Origin of the sequence: Pseudomonas sp. J380, assembly GCF_009827115.1 — a bacterium.
GTDB lineage: Bacteria > Pseudomonadota > Gammaproteobacteria > Pseudomonadales > Pseudomonadaceae > Aquipseudomonas > Aquipseudomonas paracarnis.
The window spans coordinates 3,002,478-3,023,674 of sequence record NZ_CP043060.1; the positions used below are offsets into that span (position 1 = coordinate 3,002,478).

Genomic DNA, 21,197 nt, shown 5'->3' on the forward strand with positions numbered 1-21,197 from the left:
TCCTGTAGGAGCGAGCTTGCTCGCGAAAGACGTCAACGATAACGCGGGTAGTCTGGTTTAACGCGGTATTCATACGTTCTTCGCGAGCAAGCTCGCTCCTACAGCGGCCGCGGTTTCAATGAGTTCCATCGCCCTTCCCGCCAGATTGCGCATCAGTCTGGCGGGAGGGGCTTTTTTTTGCGCGTTTGTAACAAAGAACATACCGATTAAACCTCGCCCTTCACAGCCGCCAGCCTTGAAAACATTGAGCCAGAGCCTTAAGGAAAGTGTATAGATTGTAAATGCAATTTACTTCTGTTTGAGAATCAATACCATTACGGCGCATGGAGAGCGCTGGATGCACGAAAAAATTCAGACGACTCTCGTTCAATCGCCCCTCCTAAAGGACTTTGTGGACATGTCGTCTCAATTCAGGCTCAGCCATCTATCGTTGGCGTTTATCGCTACCCTTTCGTCCCCCGCGCTGCTGGCGCAGAGTGTGGAAAAAGAACGCGACAAGGTGCCGATCGAAGCGACAGACCTGCCTGTGGACGGCACGCCCCAAGCCCTGGTGCTGGGCGAGACGCACGTGCTGGGCACCGCCGCCGAAGAACTCAAGCAAGCGCCCGGCGTGTCGATCATCACTGCCGAAGACATCAAGAAGCGCCCGCCCACCAACGACCTGTCGGAGATCATTCGTCGCGAGCCGGGCGTGAACCTGACCGGCAACAGTTCCAGCGGCAGCCGTGGCAATAACCGTCAGATCGACCTGCGGGGCATGGGCCCGGAAAACACCCTGATTCTGATCGATGGCAAACCGTCGACCTCGCGCAACGCCGTGCGTTATGGCTGGAGTGGCGACCGTGATACCCGTGGCGAAACCAACTGGGTACCGGCCGAAGAAGTCGAACGCATTGAAATCCTGCGCGGCCCGGCTGCTGCCCGTTATGGCTCCGGCGCCATGGGCGGGGTGATCAACATCATCACCAAACGCCCCACCGACCAACTGCACGGCTCGCTGACCGCCTACACCGCCTTCCCCGAAAACGATGCCGAAGGGGCGAGCAAGCGCACCAACTTCAACCTCAGCGGCCCGTTGACCGACACCCTGGCGTTCCGCGTCTATGGCGGCCTGAACAAGACCGATGCCGATGACGCCGACATCAACCGCGCAGCGCAGGCGACCCCGGACTCGCTGGTGGCCGGCCGCGAAGGCGTGCGCAATAAAGACGTGAATGGTTTGCTGAGCTGGCAGTTCACCCCCGAGCAAACCCTCGACCTGGAGGCCAGCTACAGCCGCCAGGGCAATATTTTCGCCGGCGACACCATGCTCAACGGCGGTGGCGCATTCGTGGAAAGCCTGGTGGGCAAGGAAACCAGTGTGATTCAGCGCAGCAGCTTTTCAGCCACGCACCGCGGCGAATTCGATTGGGGTTCGACACTGGCCTCGTTGACCCACGACCTGACTCGCAACGAACGTCTCAACGAAGGCCTGGCCGGTTCCGGCGAAGGCGCGCCCTCCGCCAGTGCTGGTCGTTTCGAGTCGCGATTGCGCAACACCCGGGCCACTGCCGAGGTCAACCTGCCCCTGAGCGTCGGTGCCGAACAGGTGCTGACCCTGGGCAGCGAATACCTCTATGAGTCGATGAACGACCCAGGCTCGTTGCGCCCGCAAAGCTATGACCCGGGCACCGGCGGCGTACCCGCCATCCCGGGCGTCAGCCGCTACAGCACCAAGACCACCGCCTCGAGCTACGCCTTGTTTGCCGAGAACAACATCGAGTTGGGCAGCAAAACCGTCATCACGCCTGGCTTGCGCTTCGACGATCATGAGGAATACGGCGGCAACTGGAGCCCCAGCTTCAATGCCTCGCACCAGTTGACCGACGAACTGAGCATCAAGGGCGGCATTGCCCGCGCCTACAAAACCCCCAACCTGTACCAGTCCAACCCGAACTATTTGCTCTACAGCCGTGGTAATGGCTGCAACGCCAGCGAAGCCAACATGGGCGGTTGCTACCTGGTGGGCAACCGGGACCTGAAGCCGGAAATCAGTGTCAACAAGGAAATCGGCCTGGCTTTCGACAAGGGCACCTGGCGCACCAGTGCGACGTATTTCCGTAATGACTACAAGAACAAGATCAACGCCAGTAACGAGGCGGCGTTCCGTCTGGGCAACGGCCGACGTGTATTGGAGTGGGAAAACAGCGGCCCAGCCTTGGTACAGGGCGTTGAAGGCAACCTGTTCGTCAGCCTGCGCGATGATTTGGACTTGAACACCAACCTGACCTATATGATCGACTCCAAGGACAAAGACACCGGCGAGCCCTTGAGCATCATCCCCAAGTACACCGTCAACACCACGCTGGACTGGCAAGCCACTGACAAGCTGTCATTCCAGGTCAGCGGCACCTATTACGGCAAACAAGAAGCACCGACGCTCAACTCACGCAGCGCCAGCCGTTACGATCGCAGCGCCCAGCAGGACGTCGACCCGTACGGGTTGATGGGCCTGAGCAGCGGCTATGAGTTCAGCAAAAACCTTAGCGTGCGGGTGGGCATCAACAACCTGCTGGACAAGCGCCTGTCGCGCAAAGGCAACGCCGAGGATGCGGGCGCGCAGACTTACAACGAGCCGGGCCGTGCTTACTTCGCGTCGGTGACCACTTCGTTCTGAAGAAAAGGGCGGCCAATAAAAATGTCTTGGGGGTCCCTTCCAAGGCATTGATTGTTTGGAACGCTTCCCCTTGGCGAGCCTACGTCTGGCTATCGCCTTCGTCTGCGTCGTCGCTGTCAGGCTCGTCGGTGGTCGAGTCGTCATCGTCTTCGCTGCCACCCTGGCCTTTATCGCCTGGCTCCGCTTCGGACTTGGCCAACTGCAAGTCCGAAATCTGGCTACTCGCCACCATCTCTGGGCCATGCACCGGGGCGTGCGCCCAGGCCGTCGACATCCCCAACCACAACAGCACCAGCACCTTCATCAATAGCACTACACGTTGAACAATACCCATGGTCGATTCCGTCCAGTCAATAGATGAACTCTGCCGGCAATAACTTGCCGCCACCCGCGTTGACGCTAGTCGCGATTCTGGATTTACGCCAGGCTTCAGGTCTCGCCGTCGTCATAGGTATCGCTGGCTTCCCCTTCGTTATAGGGGTTCTCCTGATCCTCCTTGGGCGCCGGTTGGACCTGGGGCTGCCAACTGCCGGAGTTGACTTCATTGGCCTTTTTTTTGCTGACCGGACCGGTGTCTTTCCATTGGGGCGTGCCGGTATCGGCAAAAGTCGGAAAGGTCGTCGCTCCCAGGCTTGCCAGCAACACCAGATGGATGGCGAATCGAACATTTCGCACGGTGCTCTCCTTCACAGTCACTGTGTGAAAGCTAGACCCAATGCAGGGTTATCGCCAATTTCCAACCTTATAGAGACCAGACCCAGGGTAGTTGAAGCCAATAAAAAGGGGCGAAGCCATCACAGCTTCGCCCCTCTTTCACCCGCCCAGGCCTTAGTGGTGTTCGCGGGTCGCGCGGAATTTCACATCCGGCCAACGCTCTTCCATCAGCGCCAGGTTGACCCGGGTCGGGGCCAGGTAGGTCAGGTGACCACCGCCGTCGATCGCCAGGTTTTCCACGGCCTTGTTGGAGAACTCTTCCAACTTCTTCTTATCGCTGCAATCAATCCAGCGCGCCGAATACACGGTGATCGGCTCGTAGGAGCACTCCACCTTGTATTCCTCTTTCAAGCGGCTGGCGACCACGTCGAACTGCAGCACACCCACGGCGCCGAGGATGATGTCGTTGCTGCGCTCGGGGAAGAACACCTGGGTGGCGCCCTCTTCGGCCAATTGCTGCAAGCCCTGGCGCAGTTGCTTGGATTTGAGCGGATCACGCAGGCGCACGCGGCGGAACAGTTCCGGGGCGAAGTGCGGGATACCGGTGAAGCCCAGCGCTTCGCCTTCGGTGAAGGTGTCGCCGATCTGGATGGTGCCGTGGTTATGCAAACCGATGATGTCGCCGGCGTAGGCTTCTTCGAGCTGTTCACGCTCGGAGGAGAAGAACGTCAGGGCATCGCCAATGCGTACGTCCTTGCCGGTGCGCACATGGCGCATCTTCATGCCTTTTTCGTAGCGGCCGGAGCAGATACGCATGAAGGCGATACGGTCGCGGTGCTTGGGGTCCATGTTCGCCTGGATCTTGAACACGAAGCCGGTGAACTTCTCTTCCACCGGCTCCACGGTGCGCTCGTTGGCGACGCGGGCCAGCGGGCGCGGCGCCCAGTCCACGACGGCGTCCAGTACGTGGTCGACGCCGAAGTTGCCCAGGGCGGTACCGAAGAACACCGGGGTCAACTGACCGTCGAGGAACTCTTGCTGGTTGAACTCATGGCAGGCGCCCTGCACCAGTTCCAGCTGGTCGACGAAACGGTCGTACTCGTCACCCAAGTGGGCGCGGGCTTCGTCGGAGTCGAGCTTTTCAATGATCTTGGTTTCGGTGCGTTCATGACCGTGGCCAGCGGTGTAGACAATGATGTAGTCGTCGGCCAGGTGGTACACGCCCTTGAAGTCGCGGTAGCAACCAATCGGCCAAGTGATCGGCGCGGCCTTGATCTTCAGGACGGCTTCGATTTCATCCAGCAGCTCGATGGGGTCGCGGATATCGCGGTCGAGTTTGTTGATGAAACTGACAATCGGCGTGTCACGCAGACGGCACACGTCCATCAGCGCGATGGTACGTGGCTCGACGCCTTTACCGCCGTCGAGGACCATCAGCGCCGAGTCCACCGCGGTGAGGGTGCGGTAGGTGTCTTCGGAGAAGTCTTCGTGCCCTGGGGTGTCGAGCAGGTTGATCATGTGCTCGCGATACGGGAACTGCATGACCGACGTGGTAATGGAAATACCCCGTTGTTTTTCCATTTCCATCCAGTCGGAGGTGGCATGGCGGTCGGATTTGCGCGATTTCACCGTGCCGGCTACCGCGATCGCCTTGCCCATCAGCAACAGCTTTTCGGTGATGGTGGTTTTACCGGCATCGGGGTGGGAAATAATGGCGAAAGTGCGGCGTTTCGCGACTTCGGCGGCCTGGTGGGTCATGGGAAATCGCCTGGCAGGTGAGTCAAAAAAGGGCGGCGAGTATAGCGCAAACGCGAGGGTACGGACCACCGTTGAGCCCATTGGGGGTGGCTAAATGCGCCCAAGTGTGGAACCTTTTAAAAGGTCGAGACGTCCACTCCCCTGCTACCGCACTCGGAACAGGGGCTGAAAAATCAGCAAGTTAGCCTGACGAGGCTGCGCTTATGGCTCGATCGCATACTGCATAGCCAGTATCGGCGAGCTGCTTTTCGCGAACTCATCAGAGGCAGCCAGGAATGGCATTGCCGCTCGGAAATGTGTTCGCCGACAAAAGAAAAAAAGGAGTCCGCCTGTGGCTATTCGCTATGGCAAAGGGCTGATAGGAGCAGTGGTTGTCGTCGCTCTCCTGGCCCTGCTGGTCCACTGGATCGGCATCAACACGATCGAACTGTACCGCGACGATTTGTTGTTTTACCTGCAAGCTCATCTGATTCTGGTTTTAGTCTCCATGCTGGCGGCCCTGATTGTGGGCATCCCCGCCGGTATCCTGCTCAGCCGACCCAACATGGTCGGGCGCGCAGAACGTTTCATGCAGATCTTCAACATCGGCAACACCGTCCCTCCCCTGGCCGTACTGGCCATCGCCCTCGGCGTCCTCGGCATCGGCAGCGGCCCGGCCATCTTCGCGCTGTTCCTTGCCTCGCTCCTGCCCATCGTGCGCAACACCTACGAAGGCCTGAAAAACGTTCAGGGCTCCCTCAAGGAAGCCGCCACCGGCATCGGCATGACCCCGCGCCAGGTGCTGTTTCGCGTGGAGCTGCCCAACGCCGTGCCGATCATCATCGGCGGTGTACGCGTGGCCCTGGCGATCAACGTCGGTACCGCACCGCTGGCGTTCCTGATTGGCGCCAACAGCCTGGGCAGCCTGATTTTCCCTGGCATCGCCCTGAACAACCAGCCGCAACTGTTGCTCGGCGCCGCGTGTACCGCGCTGCTGGCATTGCTGCTTGATGGCCTGGTGACCATGGCCAGCCGCCTCTGGCTGGAACGCGGGTTGCGCCCGTCTTAAGGCCCGGTAAAGGAAATCACATGAAAAAGCTGAGCTTGATATTAGGCTGCGCCCTGCTGTTTGCAGGTATTGCGCAAGCCGCTGAAAAACCCGTGATCCGCATTGGCGCCCGGGTGTTCACCGAGCAAACCCTGCTCGCCGAAATCACCTCCCAGTACCTGCGCACCAAGGGCTACGACGCCCGTGTGACCGGCGGCCTGGGCAGCAACCTGGCGCGTAGCGCCCAGGAAAGCGGGCAACTGGATCTGACCTGGGAATACACCGGCGTGTCGCTGGTGGCCTACAACCATATCGACGAGAAACTCGACAGCGAACAGTCCTACGCTCGGGTCAAAGAACTCGATGCGAAAAAAGGCTTGGTCTGGCTGTCGCCGTCGCGTTTCAGCAACACCTACGCACTGGCGCTGCCGGAGAAAGTTGCCGAGGAACATCCCGAGATCAACAGCATCAGCGATCTCACCAAAGCCATGGCCGAAGACACCAAAGAGCACCGCCTGGTCGCCCTGGACACCGAGTTCGCCAACCGCTCCGACGGCCTGGCGGGCATGGTCAAGCTGTACGACATGAACCTGACGCGCAACAACACCCGGCAGATGGACGCGGGCCTGGTCTACACCGCCCTGCGTAATGGCCAGGTGTTTGCCGGACTGGTCTATACCACCGACGGCCGCCTGAACGCGTTCAAGTTGAAGCTGCTCGAAGACGACAAGCACTACTTCCCCGACTACACCGCAGCCCCGGTGATCCGCCAGGAATACCTCGACAAACACCCGCAGCTGGCCGCCGAACTCAAGCCTTTGGCCAACCTGTTCGACGATGAAACCATGCGCCAACTGAACGCACGGGTCGACGTCGACCATGAAAGCCCGTCCGCCGTTGCCGCCGATTTCCTGCGCCAACATCCAATCAACTAAAAAGGAGAAGACATGGAATTTTTGAACGCCTTTTCCCATCTTGATTGGGCCCAGGTCCTGCACCTGACCTGGCAGCACATTACCCTGGTCGGCATCGCCGTGATCCTCGCGATCTTCATCGGCGTGCCCTTGGGCATTCTGATGACGCGCTTCCCGACCCTGGCCGGCCCGTTGCAAGCCAGCGCCACAGTGTTGCTGACCGTGCCATCCATCGCGCTGTTCGGCCTGCTGCTGCCGTTCTACTCCAAGTTCGGCCAGGGCCTGGGGCCAATGCCGGCGATCACCGCCGTGTTCCTTTACTCCCTGCTGCCAATCATGCGTAACACCTACCTGGCCCTCACCGGCGTTGAGCCAGGCATTCGCGAAGCCGCACGCGGCATCGGCATGACCTTCGGCCAGCGCCTGCGCATGGTCGAACTGCCGATTGCGGTGCCGGTGATTCTCGCTGGCGTGCGTACCGCCGTGGTGATGAATATCGGTGTGATGACCATCGCCGCCACCATCGGTGCCGGTGGCCTGGGTGTACTTATTCTGGCTTCCATCAGCCGCAGCGATATGTCGATGCTGATCGTCGGCGCCGTGCTGGTCAGTCTCCTGGCCATCTTCGCCGACCTGCTTCTGCAATGGCTGCAACGCTCGCTGACTCCAAAAGGATTGCTCAAATGATCGAACTTCAAAACCTGTCCAAGACTTTCCAAAGCAACGGCAAGACGGTCACCGCCGTCAACGATGTGAGCCTGACCGTCAACGAAGGCGAGATTTGCGTGTTCCTGGGGCCCTCGGGCTGCGGTAAGAGCACTACGCTGAAAATGATCAACCGACTGATCAAGCCCTCCTCGGGCAAGATTTTGATCAACGGCGAAGACACCACCGACCTCGACGAGGTGACCCTGCGTCGCAACATCGGCTACGTGATCCAGCAGATCGGCCTGTTCCCCAACATGACCATCGAAGAGAACATCGTGGTGGTGCCCAAGCTGCTCGGGTGGGACAAGCAGAAATGCCACGACCGCGCCCGCGAGTTGATGAGCATGATCAAGCTGGAGCCCAAGCAGTACCTGCATCGCTATCCGCGTGAACTGTCCGGTGGCCAGCAACAGCGCATCGGTGTGATCCGCGCCCTGGCGGCGGATGCGCCGCTGCTACTGATGGACGAGCCGTTCGGCGCGGTCGACCCGATCAACCGCGAGATGATCCAGAACGAATTCTTCGAGATGCAGCGCGCGCTGAACAAGACCGTGATCATGGTCAGCCACGACATCGACGAAGCCATCAAGCTGGGTGACAAGATCGCCATCTTCCGCGCCGGCAAGCTGCTGCAGATCGACCACCCGGACACGCTGCTGGCGCACCCGGCCGACGAGTTCGTCAGCAATTTCGTGGGCCAGGACAGCACCCTCAAGCGCCTGCTGCTGGTAAAAGCCGAAGACGCGGCGGACAACGCCCCGTCGGTGAGCCCGGAAACACCCGTGGCCGATGCGCTGGAATTGATGGACGAGCACGACCGCCGCTATGTGGTGGTCACCTGTTCGGAGAACAAGGCGCTGGGCTACGTACGCCGTCGCGACCTGCACCGCCAGGCCGGCACCTGCGGCCAGTACCTGCGCGAGTTCAACGCCACGGCAGCGTATGACGAGCATTTGCGCATCCTGCTGTCGCGCATGTACGAGTTCAACCGTTCGTGGCTGCCGGTGATGGATGCGGAGCGGGTGTTCTTGGGTGAGGTGACCCAGGAGTCGATTGCCGAGTACCTGAGCTCTGGCAAATCGCGTGGGGGCAAGACCAGTATCGTGTCTCCAGCCGAGACCGCGCTGGTCTGATCCGCCGCTATCGCAGGCAAGCCAGCTCCCACATTTGAACTGCATTCTTATGTTGGAATGCATTCCCCTGTGGGAGCTGGCTTGCCTGCGATGAATACACCGCAAATCCACCTGATTGGCCCCATCCGGGGAACATCAATCCGTCACACCGGTCGGTTACATAAGTAGCTGCACGCGGCCGCGCGACGAACGCGTGCAAAAACGCGACATTTTTAGTTGATCCCACGCCCGCCAAGCCCTAAAGTTCGCGCCGAACGTCCATGCTGGAAACGATCCATCCGGCTCAAGTACTGACGACGAGACAGCAAGGCCAAGGGCAGCTTACCCCATGGCCTTTTTGCTTTCGGCGACATGCCTTGGGAAGTAGGCGAACCAAAGTGGGGATACGGAGGACGTTCATTTGCACCCATTGATCAAATTAGTTTGCCCTTAGGAGTTCCCAGCATGTCGATCAACGTCGAAGATTATTTCGCGCGCGCCACTTTTGACAAAATGAAGGCGTTCGCCGACAAGCAAGAAACCCCGTTCGTGGTGATCGACACCGCGATGATCAGCCAGGCCTACGATGACCTGCGCGCCGGTTTCGAATTCGCCAAGGTGTATTACGCCGTCAAGGCCAACCCGGCCGTTGAGATCATCGACCTGTTGAAAGACAAGGGTTCGAGCTTCGACATCGCCTCGATCTATGAGCTGGACAAGGTCATGGACCGCGGCGTCAGCGCCGACCGTATCAGCTACGGCAACACCATCAAGAAATCCAAGGACATCCGCTATTTCTATGAGAAGGGCGTGCGCCTGTTCTCCACCGACTCCGAAGCCGACCTGCGCAACATCGCCAAGGCTGCGCCGGGTTCGAAAGTGTATGTGCGTATCCTCACCGAAGGCTCGACCACTGCTGACTGGCCGTTGTCGCGTAAATTCGGCTGCCAGACCGACATGGCCATGGACCTGCTGATCCTCGCCCGCGACCTGGGCCTGGTGCCTTACGGCATCTCGTTCCACGTCGGCTCGCAACAGCGCGACATCAGCGTGTGGGACGCAGCCATCGCCAAGGTCAAGGTGATCTTCGAACGCCTCAAAGAAGAAGACGGCATCCACCTGAAGCTGATCAACATGGGCGGCGGCTTCCCGGCCAACTACATCACCCGCACCAACAGCCTGGAAACCTACGCCGAAGAAATCATCCGTTTCCTTAAAGAAGACTTCGGTGACGACCTGCCGGAAATCATCCTGGAACCTGGCCGTTCGTTGATCGCCAACGCCGGTATCCTGGTCAGCGAAGTGGTGCTGGTGGCGCGCAAGTCCCGTACCGCCGTCGAGCGCTGGGTGTACACGGATGTGGGCAAGTTCTCCGGCCTGATCGAAACCATGGACGAAGCCATCAAGTTCCCGATCTGGACCGAGAAGAAAGGCGAGATGGAAGAAGTGGTCATCGCCGGCCCGACCTGCGACAGCGCCGATATCATGTACGAAAACTACAAGTACGGCCTGCCGTTGAACCTGGCCATTGGTGATCGCCTGTACTGGTTATCGACCGGTGCCTACACCACCAGCTACAGCGCGGTTGAGTTCAATGGGTTTCCGCCGCTGAAATCCTTCTACGTTTAACCCCTCCCCCTCTCGTTCCCACGCTCTGCGTGGGAACGCCTCCTGTGACGCTCTGCGTTACGCGCTCAAGTGCGGACGCGGAGCGTCCAGGGCGGCATTACCACGCGGAGCGTGGGTACGATCAGCTCGTAGCTCGTTGCCGGTACAACTTGGCCATGGCGCGAATTCGCGGGTCATCCGCCCGTGCCAGCGCCTTGTGTGCCGTTTGCAGAAACTTGAGATTCCCGCCTGCCAGCGCCTTGTGCAACCATTCCAGCGCCGCGTCGATCTGGCCGCTGTCGGCCAGCACCGCCGCATGGCTGAACTGCCCACGAAAATCACCTGCCTCGGCTGAGCGGCAGTACCACTCAACGGCCGCCTCAACATCCTTGGGGCAATGCTGCCCGTCTTCCAGGTAACGCCCGAGCAGGTTCATCGACTTGGCATGGCCCTGTTCGGCAGCCTGGCGATACAGCGCCAGTGCTTGCGCCTGGTCTTCAACAACGCCACGGCCGGTAGCCAAGAGGTTGGCGTAGTTGTACTGCCCCCAATCCAACCCGGCGTGTGCCGCCAGGCGATATTCCCGTGCTGCGGCGGCCTCATCGACAGCGCAGCCCCAGCCATGCTCCCGGCAACGCCCGATCATATTGCGCGCCATCAGGTGCCCGCCCTGCGCCGCAATCTGGAACCAGCGCAGTGCCAGGGCTTCATCGCGGGCAATGCCGCGCCCTTCCAGCAGGATTTGCCCGAGCAGGGCCTGGGCCTCGACCACACCTGCCTTGGCGGCGATCAGGATGGCCTGGGCGGCGCGCACCGGGGAGTCATCGAGCATGCTCTGCAATTGTGCGACGTTGAGCACTTCTTCGCGGCGCAATAAAAAACCCATGCTCAGACCTCGACCCAGCGGCGCAACAGGTTGTGGTAGGTGCCGGTGAGCTGGATCAGCGCAGGGTGGTCGGGGACGTCGCGGGTCAGTTGCTGGATCGCGCCGTCCATCTCGAACAGCAGGGTGCGCTGGCTGTCTTCGCGCACCAGGCTTTGGGTCCAGAAGAACGAGGCATAACGCGCGCCACGGGTCACCGCGTTGACTTTGTGCAGGCTGGAGCCGGGGTACAGCACCATGTCGCCGGCGGGTAGCTTGACCCGCTGCAGGCCGAACGTATCCTGAATCTCCAGTTCCCCACCGTCATAGTCGTCGGGGTCGCTGAAGAACAGCGTGGACGACAGGTCGGTGCGCACGCGCTCGTGGCTGCCTTTGGGCTGGCGCACCGCATTGTCGATATGAAAGTCAAAACTACCGCCAGCGGTGTAGCAGTTGAGCAGTGGCGGGAAGATTTTATGCGGCAGCGCGGCCGACATGAACAGCGGGTTGCTCCACAACCGCTCCAGCATGGCTGCGCCAATTTCCTTGGCCAACGGGTGACCTTCAGGCAATTGCAGGTTGTGCTTGGCCTTGGCCGACTGGTGACCGGCGGTGATTTTGCCGTCAGCCCATTCGGTCTCTTCCAGGGCCTGGCGAATGCGCAGCACCTCCTCGCGAGAGAACAGGCCGGGAATGTGCAGCAACATGGGGCAATACCTGCGATCAGAGAGGTGTCAATGGTATTGATTCTTATCCTCTCTGTAAAATACAGGGACGAACGAGAGCGCAAAATCCGTAACAAAAAAGTGTAAAGAATGTAAATTTGATGCGAATAGCAATATCTCGCAATTGATACAAAGTCTTGTTGGCCCTATATTCCGCGGCCTCACATCCTTGGGGAAGGGACACGTCATGTCGCGCACTATTCTAAAAATACCGGCCAGTTCGCCACGCATGCTGGCCTCCGCCATTGGCGTTGCCCTGAGTGCCGGCTCCGCCGCCCACCTGGCACAGGCCGCTGAAAATACCGAGCCAACAGGCGAGCGCAACCCTATCTCCCTCGGCGCCACCAACATCACCGGCCAGGAGCAGGACAACACCTCCTACCAAGTGGAGAAAGCCTCGTCGCAGAAGTACACCGCGCCGCTGGTGGACACGCCGCGCTCGGTCACTGTGGTGCCGCAACAAGTACTCAAGGACACCGCCGCCACCTCGCTGCAGGACGCCTTGCGCACCGTACCGGGTATCACCTTCGGCGCCGGTGAAGGTGGCAATCCTCAGGGAGACCGCCCGTTCATCCGTGGTTTCGACGCCCAGGGCGATACCTACCTCGATGGCGTACGCGACACCGGAGGCCAGAGCCGCGAGATCTTCGACATCGAGTCCATCGAAGTCAGCAAAGGCCCGAACTCCTCGTTCGGCGGCCGTGGCTCGGCCGGTGGCAGCCTCAACCTGGTAAGCAAGACCCCACAAGCGCGGGACTTCACCAACGGCGGCTTTACCTACGGCTCCGACCAGACCCGCCGCTACGTGCTCGACGTGAACCGCCAGTTTCTGGACGACAGCGCGGCATTCCGCCTGAACCTGATGAGCCATGAACAAAACGTGGCTGGCCGCGACGCGGTGAATTACGACCGTTGGGGCGTGGCACCGTCGCTGACTTTCGGCTTGGGCACGCCGACCCGTGTCAACCTCAGCTACTACCATATGGAAAGTGATGACCTGCCGGATTCGGGGATTCCCTACGGCTACGGTTCGTCGACCGCCACAGCCCACGTGCATGACAAACCCAACGACGGCGGCGACAGCAACAACTTCTACGGTTTGAAAAGCCGTGACTTCCGCAAGACCCGTGCGGACATCAGCACGTTCTCCATCGAACACGACTTGAACGACAACATGACGCTCAAGAACACCCTGCGCCACGGCAGCACCGGCCAGGACTATGTGCTCACTCAGCCGGATGACAGCAAGTTCAACGTCAACCGCTACGGCACTGTCTGGCGTCGCGCCAACAGCCGTGTCTCCACCACGACCACAACCACCAACCAGACCGATCTGTTTGGCAGCTTTCAGGCCTTGGGCTTCAAGCACACTTACTCCACCGGCCTGGAATTTACCGGCGAAGAAACCCGTGTCAGCGGCTACACCGTCAGCCCTAACGCCAACCCGGTGTGCACAACGGCCAAGGGCAGCCTGGGCGGCCAGTGCACCTCACTGAGCAACCCGAACCCCGACGACGCCTGGAACGGCAGCATCGCGCGCAACTACAACGGTACCAACACCAAGGCCACCAGCCGCGCCGCCTACGTGTTCGATACCATCGAACTCGATCCAAAATGGCTGCTGAACGTGGGGTTGCGCTACGACACCTTTGACACCGAAGCCAACACCAACGCCGTCGCCGGGCGCACCAAGATCAAGGACGACAGTCAGTTCTTCAACTGGCAGGCCGGCCTGGTGTGGAAGCCGGTGGAGAACGCCAGCATCTACGCCTCTTACGCCACATCGGCCACGCCAGCCGGTGGCCTGGTAGGCGAAGGATCCGACGGCAACCCGCTGTCTGCCGGTGCCGCCACCAGCGACTTGCAGCCAGAAGAAACCGTCAACTACGAACTGGGCACCAAGTGGGACCTGTTCCACGACCGCCTGTCCCTGACCGCAGCCGTGTTCCGCACCGAGAAGAAAAACACCCGCATCCTGGTGGATGCGCTCACCTACCAGAACGCCGGGGAATCTCAGGTCGACGGCATCGAATTGTCCGCCAGCGGCAAAATTACCGAACAATGGCAGGTGTTTGCGGGCTACAGCTATCTGGACAGCGAACTGGTCAAATCCGGCCTCAACGGGCGTAACGGTGTCGTGAGTGCGGGCTCCAACAAAGGCAATCAGATGCCCAACACGCCGAAGAACTCCTTCAGCCTGTGGACCACCTACGAGATCACGCCCAAGCTGACCATCGGCGGCGGCGCGTTCTATGTCGATGAGGTTTACGGTGATGTCGGCAACACGGTGTATGTACCCTCCTACACCCGCTACGACGCCATGGCCAGCTACAAGCTGACCAAGAACGTCGACCTGCAACTGAACGTGCAGAACCTGACCGACAAAACCTACTACGACAAGGCCTTCTCCACGCATTTCGCCAACCAGGCGGCCGGTCGTACGGCATTGTTGACCACCAGCTTCCACTTCTAAAAGCGGTCAAGGTTCAGCCAGGAGCCCCACACATCGGATGCGTGGGGCTTTTGCGTGTTTCCCGGCAACTCACGGCATAATGCGCGCCGTGATCAGATATCCAGCTAAGCGAGGCGCTCCGACGTGTTGAAGAAAACCCTGTTCCAGTTGCATTGGTTCTTCGGCATCACGGCCGGGCTGGTGCTGGCCTTGATGGGGGTCACCGGGGCCGCGTACTCGTTCCAGGACGAGATCCTGCGGGCGCTCAACCCCACCGTGTTGAGCGTGCAGAAACGCGAGGCCGGTGTACTGCCGCCCGCCGAGCTGGTACGCAAATTGGAAGCGGCCGAAGGCAAGACCGTGGCCATGCTGTGGGTAGAAAGCGAGAGCGGCAACGCCGGCCGCGTGTCCTTCACCCCGCCGCCTGGCGAGCGCCGTGGCCAGATGCGCTACTTTGACCCGTACACCGGCGACTACCTGGGCGACGCGGTCGGCCAGGACCTGTTCGGTTTTATCCTGCAACTGCACCGCTTCCTCGCCATCGGCGACACCGGGCGCAACATCACCGGCGCCTGCACCCTGATCCTGCTGTTCTTTTGCCTCTCCGGCCTGTACCTGCGCTGGCCGCGCCAGGTGAAAAGCTGGCGTGTCTGGCTGACCCTGGACTGGCGCAAAAAGGGCCGCAGCTTCAATTGGGACCTGCACTCGGTATTCGGCACCTGGTGCCTGCTGTTTTATCTGTTGGCAGCGCTGACCGGGCTGTATTGGTCGTACGACTGGTACAACCGTGGCGTGACCAAACTGCTGTCCGACGCGCCGCAGAACGAGCGCATGCGCAAGCGCGGCCCAGCCCCCGCAGGCCCGGCTCCGGTGGCCAACTACGACGCGATCTGGAGCAGCATCTACAGCAACGCCGGCCCCGACTTGAGCGCCTATAACATTCGGATGCCCGCGGTCGCCGGGCAACCGGCCACCGTGTATTACCTGCTCACTTCATCGCCCCATGACCGTGCGCTGAACCAGATCAACCTGGACCCGGCCACAGGCGAGGTCAAATCTCACGAGCGCTACGCCAGCAAAAGCCTCAAGGCGCAGTTGCTGACGAGCGTGTATGCGCTGCACACCGGCAGCTATTTCGGCCTGGTCGGGCGCATCGTCCTCACCGTCAGCTCACTGCTTATGCCGCTGTTTTTCATCACGGGTTGGCTGCTGTACCTGGACCGACGCCGCAAAAAGCGCCAGGTCCGCGATGCCCGCAAAGGCCTGACAGATAACCACAGCGATGCCCCGGCCTGGCTGATCGGCTTCGCCAGCCAGAGCGGCTTTGCCGAACAACTGGCCTGGCAAACGGCCGGGCAACTGCAGGCTGCGGGCCTGGCGGTGAAGGTGCAGCCCCTGGGCAGTGTCAGCCGCGACGACCTCAGCCAATCGCAGAACGCGCTGTTCGTGGTCAGTACTTTTGGCGACGGCGAAGCGCCCGACAGCGCCCGAGGTTTCGAGCGTAGCGTGCTCGGCCAGGCGCTATCCCTCAAAGGCTTGAACTACTCGGTGCTGGCCCTGGGTGACCGGCAGTACGAACATTTTTGCGGCTTTGCCCGGCGCCTGCATTTCTGGCTGACCAACCAGGGCGGCACCCCGCTGTTTGCCCCGGTGGAAGTCGACAGCGGCGATACACTGGCGCTGCAGACCTGGCAACAGCAACTGGGCCAGCTCACCGGGCATGCGCCGGCAGCGGCCTGGCCGACGGCCCAGTACGAAAACTGGACCCTGAGCCAACGCACCCTGCTCAACCCCGACAGTGTCAGCTCGCCCGTCTACCTGCTGGGCCTCACATCCACGTCTGCGCACAGCTGGCTGGCCGGCGACCTGGTGGAAGTCCTGCCGCGCAATTGCCCCTGGGCCATCGAACACTTCCTGGCCGGCCTGGGCTTGGTCGGCAGCGACGGTGTGGTGATCGACGGCGTCGCCCACACCCTTGATCAGGCCCTGGCCACGCGCCAACTGCCGGAAAACCGCACGCACCTGGTCGGCCTGCACGCCCAGGCATTGGTGGATGCGCTGGTCCCCCTGGGCATGCGCGAATACTCCATCGCCTCGATTGCCAGCGACGGCGTGCTGGAGCTGATTGTGCGCCAGGAGCGCCACCCCGACGGCAGCCTGGGGCTTGGCTCCGGCTGGCTGACTGAACACGCCGCCCTCGGCTCGGCCATCAGCCTGCGTCTGCGGCGCAACAGCGGCTTCCATTTGCCCGACGCGCCTGTGCCGCTGATTCTGCTTGGCAACGGCACCGGGCTTGCGGGCCTGCGCAGCTTGCTCAAAGCCCGCATTGCCGACGGCCAGCAGCGAAACTGGCTGCTGTTCGGCGAGCGCAATATCGCCCACGACTACCTGTGCCAGGACGAACTGCAAGGCTGGCTCGCCAGTGGAGACCTGGCCCTGCTGGACCTGGCATTTTCCCGCGATCAAGAGGAGAAGATCTACGTACAGGATCGCCTGCGCGAGTCAGCGGATGTGCTGCGCAAATGGCTCGCGGACGGCGCAGCGATTTATGTGTGTGGCAGCTTGCAGGGGATGGCGACGGGGGTGGATCAGGCACTGAAAGACATCTTGGGCAATGAGGCGCTGGAGCGCCTGATCGAACAGGGTCGCTATCGCAGGGATGTCTATTGATATTTGATCGTTCCCACGCTCCGCGTAGGAATGCCGCCCTGGACGCTCCGCGTCCGCTCTTGACGGCGTGACGCGGAGCGTCACAGGATGCGTTCCCACGCAGAGCGTGGGAACGATCAGGCCGGTTGCAGCTTTTGCTCGAACACCGAGACTCCATCGAGATCGCGCAGCATCACCGTCAACTCCGCCGTCTGCCCATCAATCTGTACTTCACCAAAAAACTGAAAGCCCGCAAACGGCGAGGTGTTCTGTGCCGGTGGCGCCTTCTGGAACACCACGTGCGGGCCAAAGGTTTTATCCAGTGGGTTGGGCCCGAAACTCCCAGCATTCAACGGCCCCGCCACAAACTCCCAGAACGGCTCGAAATCCTGGAACGCCGCGCCGTCAGGGTGATAGTGATGCGCCGCACAGTAATGCACATCGGCCGTCAGCCACAGGTGGTTGCGCACCTTGTGCTCATGCAGGAACCCCAGCAGTTATTTGATCGTTCCCACGCTCCGCGTGGGAATGCCGCCCTGGACGCTCCGCGTCCGCTCTTGACGGCGTGACGCGGAGCGTCACAGGATGCGTTCCCACGCAGAGCGTGGGAACGATCAGGCCGGTTGCAGTTTTTGCTCGAACACTGAAACCCCGTCCAAGTCCCGCAGCATCACCGTCAACTCCGCCGTCTGCCCATCTATCTGCACTTCACCAAAAAACTGAAAGCCCGCAAACGGCGAGGTATTCTGCGCCGGTGGCGCCTTCTGGAACACCACGTGCGGGCCAAAGGTTTTATCCAGTGGGTTGGGCCCGAAACTCCCAGCATTCAACGGCCCCGCCACAAACTCCCAGAACGGCTCGAAATCCTGGAACGCCGCGCCGTCAGGGTGATAGTGATGCGCCGCACAGTAATGCACATCGGCCGTCAGCCACAGGTGGTTGCGCACCTTGTGCTCATGCAGGAACCCCAGCAGTTCGGCGATCTCCAGCTCACGCCCTTGCGCCGGGCCAGGGTCGCCATTGGCGATCGCTTCCCAACGCGCCACGCCGGGGCTGACCTCACCGTCGGGCACGCCCAGGCCGATAGGCATGTCTGCGGCTACCACCTTCCACTGCGCTTGCGATGCCTTGAGCCCGCGCTTGAGCCAGTCCAACTGTTCACGCCCAAGAAAGGGTTTTTCAGCGCCCAGGTTGTCGTCATTCGGCCCGCGATAGCTGCGCATATCCAACACAAACACATCCAGCAGCGGCCCATAACTGAGCTTGCGATAAATGCGCCCGCCACCGTCGGCGCTCTGTCGGCGCATGGGCGAATATTCCAGCCAGGCCTGGCGGGCGCGGCCCACCAGGGTGTTGATGTCACGGGTCTGGTAACGCTCATCCAACTGCTTGCTCGATGACCAGTTGTTGATCACCTCGTGATCGTCCCACTGCCAGATCTGCGGCACCTCGGCATTGAAGCGGCGTACGTTTTCATCCAGCAGGTTGTAACGGTAATTGCCGCGATATTCATCGAGGGTTTCCGCGACTTTGCTTTTGGCTTCAGTGGTGATGTTGCGCCAGATGCGCCCGCCTTCAGTGGTGAGCTGCGCGGGGACCGGGCCGTCGGCGTAGATGGTGTCGCCGCTGTGGATAAAAAAGTCCGGCAGGCGCAGGCGCATGGCTTCATAGATGCGCATGCCACCGATGTCCGGGTTGATGCCGAAGCCTTGGCCGACGGTGTCGCCGCTCCACACAAAACGGATATCACGCCGCTGTTGCGGCACGCTACGCAGGTGCCCGAACCAGGGTTCACTGGCAATGCCGGTCTGGGCGTCTTCGAAATGCACGCGGTAGAAAATCGCCTGGTCGACCGGCAGCCCGGTGAGCTCGACACGGGCGGTAAAGTCGGTGCGGCTGTCGGCCAGGGGCGAGACGAATCGGCGCGGGTTGCTGAACACGCTGCGGGTATCCCACTCCACCACCATCTTCGCCGGGCGGTCACTGCGGCTCCAGATCATTGCGCGATCGCCCTGCAGGTCGCCCGATTGCACGCCGTCAGTGAGTTGCGGTCGGTCCTTCACCGAAGCGATCACCGCCGGCGCCAGGCCCGGCAACAGCAGGCCAGCGCCCACAGCTTGCATCACACGGCGGCGACCGAGATCGAAGTGGCTCATGCAGGTGCCCTCTTGAGTATCAAAAGGGCCACTAAAGCACGACGGGATGAAGCGCAGATGACAGGCTACAACTGTAGGAGCGAGCTTGCTCGCGAAAAACGTCAACGATCACGCGGGCTTGCTGAATGAACGCGGCGCCTGCGAGTTCTTCGCGAGCAAGCTCGCTCCTACAGGGTATTTGGGCTTGCCCCCACACTTTTACTGGTCAGGCAGTCACGGCCAGCTCGGCCGCTTCCGGTCGCTTGAGCACGGCATACACCAAGCCGGTCAACACACTGCCCGCCACAATCGCCAACAAATACAACAACGCATGGTTCATCGCATTCGGAATCACCAACACAAACAACCCGCCATGGGGCGCGGCGAGTTTGCAGCCGAAGTACATCGACAGCGCACCGGTCAACGCGCCACCGGCGATGCTGGCCGGGATGACGCGCAGCGGGTCTTTGGCGGCGAAGGGAATCGCGCCTTCGGAGATAAAGCACAGCCCCAGGATCATCGCCGCCTTGCCGGCCTCGCGCTCGGTCTGGGCGAACTTGCGCCGGGCCAGCAACGTGGCGATGCCCATGCCAATTGGCGGCACCATGCCGGCGGCCATGGTCGCGGCCATCGGCGCGCCGCTCGACGCGGCCAGCAGGCCAACCGAGAACGCATAGGCCGCCTTGTTGATCGGCCCGCCCAAGTCCACGCACATCATGCCGCCGAGCAAAATGCCCAGCAGCACCGCGTTGGTGGTGCCCATGGTGCTGAGGAAATCCGTCAGGCCCGTGAGCAAGCGGGCGACCGGTGGGCCCACCAGGTAGATCATCACCAAGCCAGTAAACAGGCTCGCCAGTAACGGGATGATCAGGATCGGCTTGAGCGCTTCCAGGCTCTGGGGCAGTTGCACTGCGCGGCTGATCAGTTTGACGCAATACCCGGCGACGAAGCCGGCCAGGATGCCGCCGATAAACCCAGCCCCCAGCGTCCCAGCCAGCAGCCCGCCGATCATGCCGGGCGCAAGGCCAGGACGGTCGGCAATCGAGTAGGCGATGTAGCCCGCCAGCAACGGCACCATCAACAGGAACGCCTGGTCACCCACGGATTTGAGCGCCGCCGCCAAGGTGCCGGGCTGCTCGAAAGCATGGATGCCGAACACAAACGACAAGGCGATCAGCAAGCCCCCCGCCACCACCATCGGCAACATATACGACACGCCGGTGAGCAGGTGTTTGTAGACGCCGGTTTTCTCCGCCTTGGCCGGTGCACCGCCGGCCGCGCTTTCCACCGCGCCTTCGGCCAGGGCTTTGTTGAGGATGACTTCGGATTGCTTGAGGGCAATGCCGGTGCCACAGCGGTAAATCTTCTTGCCGGCGAAACGCTCGGTGGCCACTTCGATATCGGCCGCCAGCAACACCACATCGGCATCGGCAATCGCTTGCGGGCTCAACGGCGTGCGGGCGCCCACCGAACCTTGGGTCTCGACCTGCAGGTCATAACCCAGGCGCTGAGCAGTCTGCTGCAAGGCTTCGGCGGCCATGAACGTGTGGGCCACACCGGTGGGGCACGCGGTAATCGCGACGATACGCGGCGCAGCCTTGGCCGCCACCGGGGCGGCGTCGGCGACATACACCCGGGCTTCTTCGGCGCCCCGGCGCAGCACGCCTTCGACATCCGCCAATGCCTGGGCCGGTGTGCTCTGGAACACACGCTTGCCGACAAACCGCTGCATCTCCACCGGGGTACTGCTGACCAGCAGCACCCACTCGGCATCATCAATCGTCGCCTGGGACAACTGGCGCTCCGGGCGCTGTACATCGACGACTTCAACACTGGTGTGCAAGCCCATGCGCTGGGCGGCGGCGTCCAACAAGCGGGCGCACAGCACACTGGTGACCATGCCGTTCGGGCAGGCGGTAACAATGGCTAACTTCATC

Annotated in this window: 15 protein-coding genes and 1 pseudogene; 8 read left to right on the forward strand and 8 right to left on the reverse strand. The window is 61.2% G+C overall.

Annotated elements, in window-relative coordinates; all coding sequences use genetic code 11:
* The first annotated feature begins 397 nt into the window (after nucleotides 1–397).
* A complete protein-coding gene (locus FXO12_RS13525) occupies nucleotides 398–2,656 on the forward strand; it encodes a TonB-dependent siderophore receptor (RefSeq protein WP_057976832.1) in 2,259 nt (752 codons plus the stop codon).
* 79 nt (nucleotides 2,657–2,735) lie between these two features.
* Here FXO12_RS13525 and FXO12_RS13530 read toward each other — a convergent pair whose 3' ends face one another.
* The 3 genes from FXO12_RS13530 to FXO12_RS13540 all read right to left on the reverse strand — a co-directional run bounded on the left by FXO12_RS13530 (nucleotide 2,736) and on the right by FXO12_RS13540 (nucleotide 5,068).
* Nucleotides 2,736–2,990 (reverse strand): hypothetical protein, encoded by a 255-nt coding sequence (locus FXO12_RS13530; RefSeq protein ID WP_034126277.1) that lies wholly within the window; start codon nucleotides 2,988–2,990, stop codon nucleotides 2,736–2,738.
* Between the two features lie 95 nt (nucleotides 2,991–3,085).
* Nucleotides 3,086–3,331 carry a hypothetical protein gene (locus FXO12_RS13535; protein WP_034126276.1) on the reverse strand — a complete coding sequence of 82 codons (246 nt, stop codon included), beginning with the start codon at nucleotides 3,329–3,331 and terminating at the stop codon, nucleotides 3,086–3,088.
* A 153-nt stretch (nucleotides 3,332–3,484) separates the two neighbouring features.
* The gene (locus tag FXO12_RS13540) at nucleotides 3,485–5,068 is read right to left on the reverse strand and encodes a peptide chain release factor 3 (RefSeq protein ID WP_034126275.1); all 1,584 of its coding nucleotides are present in this window, start codon (nucleotides 5,066–5,068) and stop codon (nucleotides 3,485–3,487) included.
* 331 nt (nucleotides 5,069–5,399) lie between these two features.
* Between FXO12_RS13540 and FXO12_RS13545 the strand changes: the two genes are divergently transcribed.
* From FXO12_RS13545 to FXO12_RS13565, 5 genes are all read left to right on the forward strand, one after another.
* Nucleotides 5,400–6,116, forward strand: a complete 717-nt coding sequence (locus FXO12_RS13545) for an ABC transporter permease (RefSeq protein ID WP_003188475.1) — start codon at nucleotides 5,400–5,402, stop codon at nucleotides 6,114–6,116.
* Nucleotides 6,117–6,136: 20 nt separating this feature from the next.
* Nucleotides 6,137–7,030, forward strand: coding sequence for a glycine betaine ABC transporter substrate-binding protein (locus FXO12_RS13550; protein ID WP_160049686.1), 894 nt, complete (start codon nucleotides 6,137–6,139; stop codon nucleotides 7,028–7,030).
* Between the two features lie 12 nt (nucleotides 7,031–7,042).
* Nucleotides 7,043–7,696 carry an ABC transporter permease gene (locus FXO12_RS13555; protein WP_003188473.1) on the forward strand — a complete coding sequence of 218 codons (654 nt, stop codon included), beginning with the start codon at nucleotides 7,043–7,045 and terminating at the stop codon, nucleotides 7,694–7,696.
* Entirely contained in the window at nucleotides 7,693–8,850 is a 1,158-nt protein-coding gene (locus FXO12_RS13560) for a betaine/proline/choline family ABC transporter ATP-binding protein (protein WP_034126272.1), read from the forward strand. Before FXO12_RS13555 ends, FXO12_RS13560 begins: the two co-directional genes overlap by 4 nt.
* A 444-nt stretch (nucleotides 8,851–9,294) precedes the next feature.
* Nucleotides 9,295–10,458, forward strand: a complete 1,164-nt coding sequence (locus tag FXO12_RS13565) for a type III PLP-dependent enzyme (RefSeq protein WP_014716890.1) — start codon at nucleotides 9,295–9,297, stop codon at nucleotides 10,456–10,458.
* 121 nt (nucleotides 10,459–10,579) lie between these two features.
* Here the strand turns inward: FXO12_RS13565 and FXO12_RS13575 are convergent, their stop codons facing one another.
* Entirely contained in the window at nucleotides 10,580–11,323 is a 744-nt protein-coding gene (locus tag FXO12_RS13575) for a tetratricopeptide repeat protein (RefSeq protein WP_057976830.1), read from the reverse strand.
* Nucleotides 11,324–11,325: 2 nt separating this feature from the next.
* A complete protein-coding gene (locus FXO12_RS13580; protein WP_057976828.1) occupies nucleotides 11,326–12,006 on the reverse strand; it encodes a Fe2+-dependent dioxygenase in 681 nt (226 codons plus the stop codon).
* A 205-nt stretch (nucleotides 12,007–12,211) separates the two neighbouring features.
* Between FXO12_RS13580 and FXO12_RS13585 the strand changes: the two genes are divergently transcribed.
* Nucleotides 12,212–14,497: a TonB-dependent siderophore receptor gene (locus tag FXO12_RS13585; protein ID WP_057976826.1), complete on the forward strand. Its 2,286-nt coding sequence runs from the start codon at nucleotides 12,212–12,214 to the stop codon at nucleotides 14,495–14,497.
* Nucleotides 14,498–14,620: 123 nt separating this feature from the next.
* Nucleotides 14,621–17,146, forward strand: coding sequence for a sulfite reductase flavoprotein subunit alpha (locus FXO12_RS13590; RefSeq protein WP_057976824.1), 2,526 nt, complete (start codon nucleotides 14,621–14,623; stop codon nucleotides 17,144–17,146).
* Nucleotides 17,147–17,262: 116 nt separating this feature from the next.
* On the opposite strand, the pseudogene FXO12_RS13595 reads toward FXO12_RS13590, so the two are convergent.
* From FXO12_RS13595 to FXO12_RS13610, 3 genes and pseudogenes are all read right to left on the reverse strand, one after another.
* A pseudogene (locus tag FXO12_RS13595) lies at nucleotides 17,263–17,598 on the reverse strand (alkaline phosphatase D family protein); the annotation flags it as partial.
* Between the two features lie 141 nt (nucleotides 17,599–17,739).
* A complete protein-coding gene (locus FXO12_RS13605; RefSeq protein ID WP_057976822.1) occupies nucleotides 17,740–19,281 on the reverse strand; it encodes an alkaline phosphatase in 1,542 nt (513 codons plus the stop codon).
* A 205-nt stretch (nucleotides 19,282–19,486) separates the two neighbouring features.
* Nucleotides 19,487–21,196: a PTS fructose-like transporter subunit IIB gene (locus FXO12_RS13610; protein WP_057976820.1), complete on the reverse strand. Its 1,710-nt coding sequence runs from the start codon at nucleotides 21,194–21,196 to the stop codon at nucleotides 19,487–19,489.
* Nucleotide 21,197: the final 1 nt, after the last annotated feature.

Coding starts and splice junctions, on each gene's coding strand:
- FXO12_RS13525 (WP_057976832.1), top strand. CDS start 398: ATGTCGTCTCAATTCAGGCTCAGCCATCTATCGTTGGCGTTTATCGCT.
- FXO12_RS13530 (WP_034126277.1), bottom strand. CDS start 2,990: ATGGGTATTGTTCAACGTGTAGTGCTATTGATGAAGGTGCTGGTGCTG.
- FXO12_RS13540 (WP_034126275.1), bottom strand. CDS start 5,068: ATGACCCACCAGGCCGCCGAAGTCGCGAAACGCCGCACTTTCGCCATT.
- FXO12_RS13550 (WP_160049686.1), top strand. CDS start 6,137: ATGAAAAAGCTGAGCTTGATATTAGGCTGCGCCCTGCTGTTTGCAGGT.
- FXO12_RS13555 (WP_003188473.1), top strand. CDS start 7,043: ATGGAATTTTTGAACGCCTTTTCCCATCTTGATTGGGCCCAGGTCCTG.
- FXO12_RS13560 (WP_034126272.1), top strand. CDS start 7,693: ATGATCGAACTTCAAAACCTGTCCAAGACTTTCCAAAGCAACGGCAAG.
- FXO12_RS13565 (WP_014716890.1), top strand. CDS start 9,295: ATGTCGATCAACGTCGAAGATTATTTCGCGCGCGCCACTTTTGACAAA.
- FXO12_RS13575 (WP_057976830.1), bottom strand. CDS start 11,323: ATGGGTTTTTTATTGCGCCGCGAAGAAGTGCTCAACGTCGCACAATTG.
- FXO12_RS13580 (WP_057976828.1), bottom strand. CDS start 12,006: ATGTTGCTGCACATTCCCGGCCTGTTCTCTCGCGAGGAGGTGCTGCGC.
- FXO12_RS13585 (WP_057976826.1), top strand. CDS start 12,212: ATGTCGCGCACTATTCTAAAAATACCGGCCAGTTCGCCACGCATGCTG.
- FXO12_RS13605 (WP_057976822.1), bottom strand. CDS start 19,281: ATGAGCCACTTCGATCTCGGTCGCCGCCGTGTGATGCAAGCTGTGGGC.
- FXO12_RS13610 (WP_057976820.1), bottom strand. CDS start 21,196: ATGAAGTTAGCCATTGTTACCGCCTGCCCGAACGGCATGGTCACCAGT.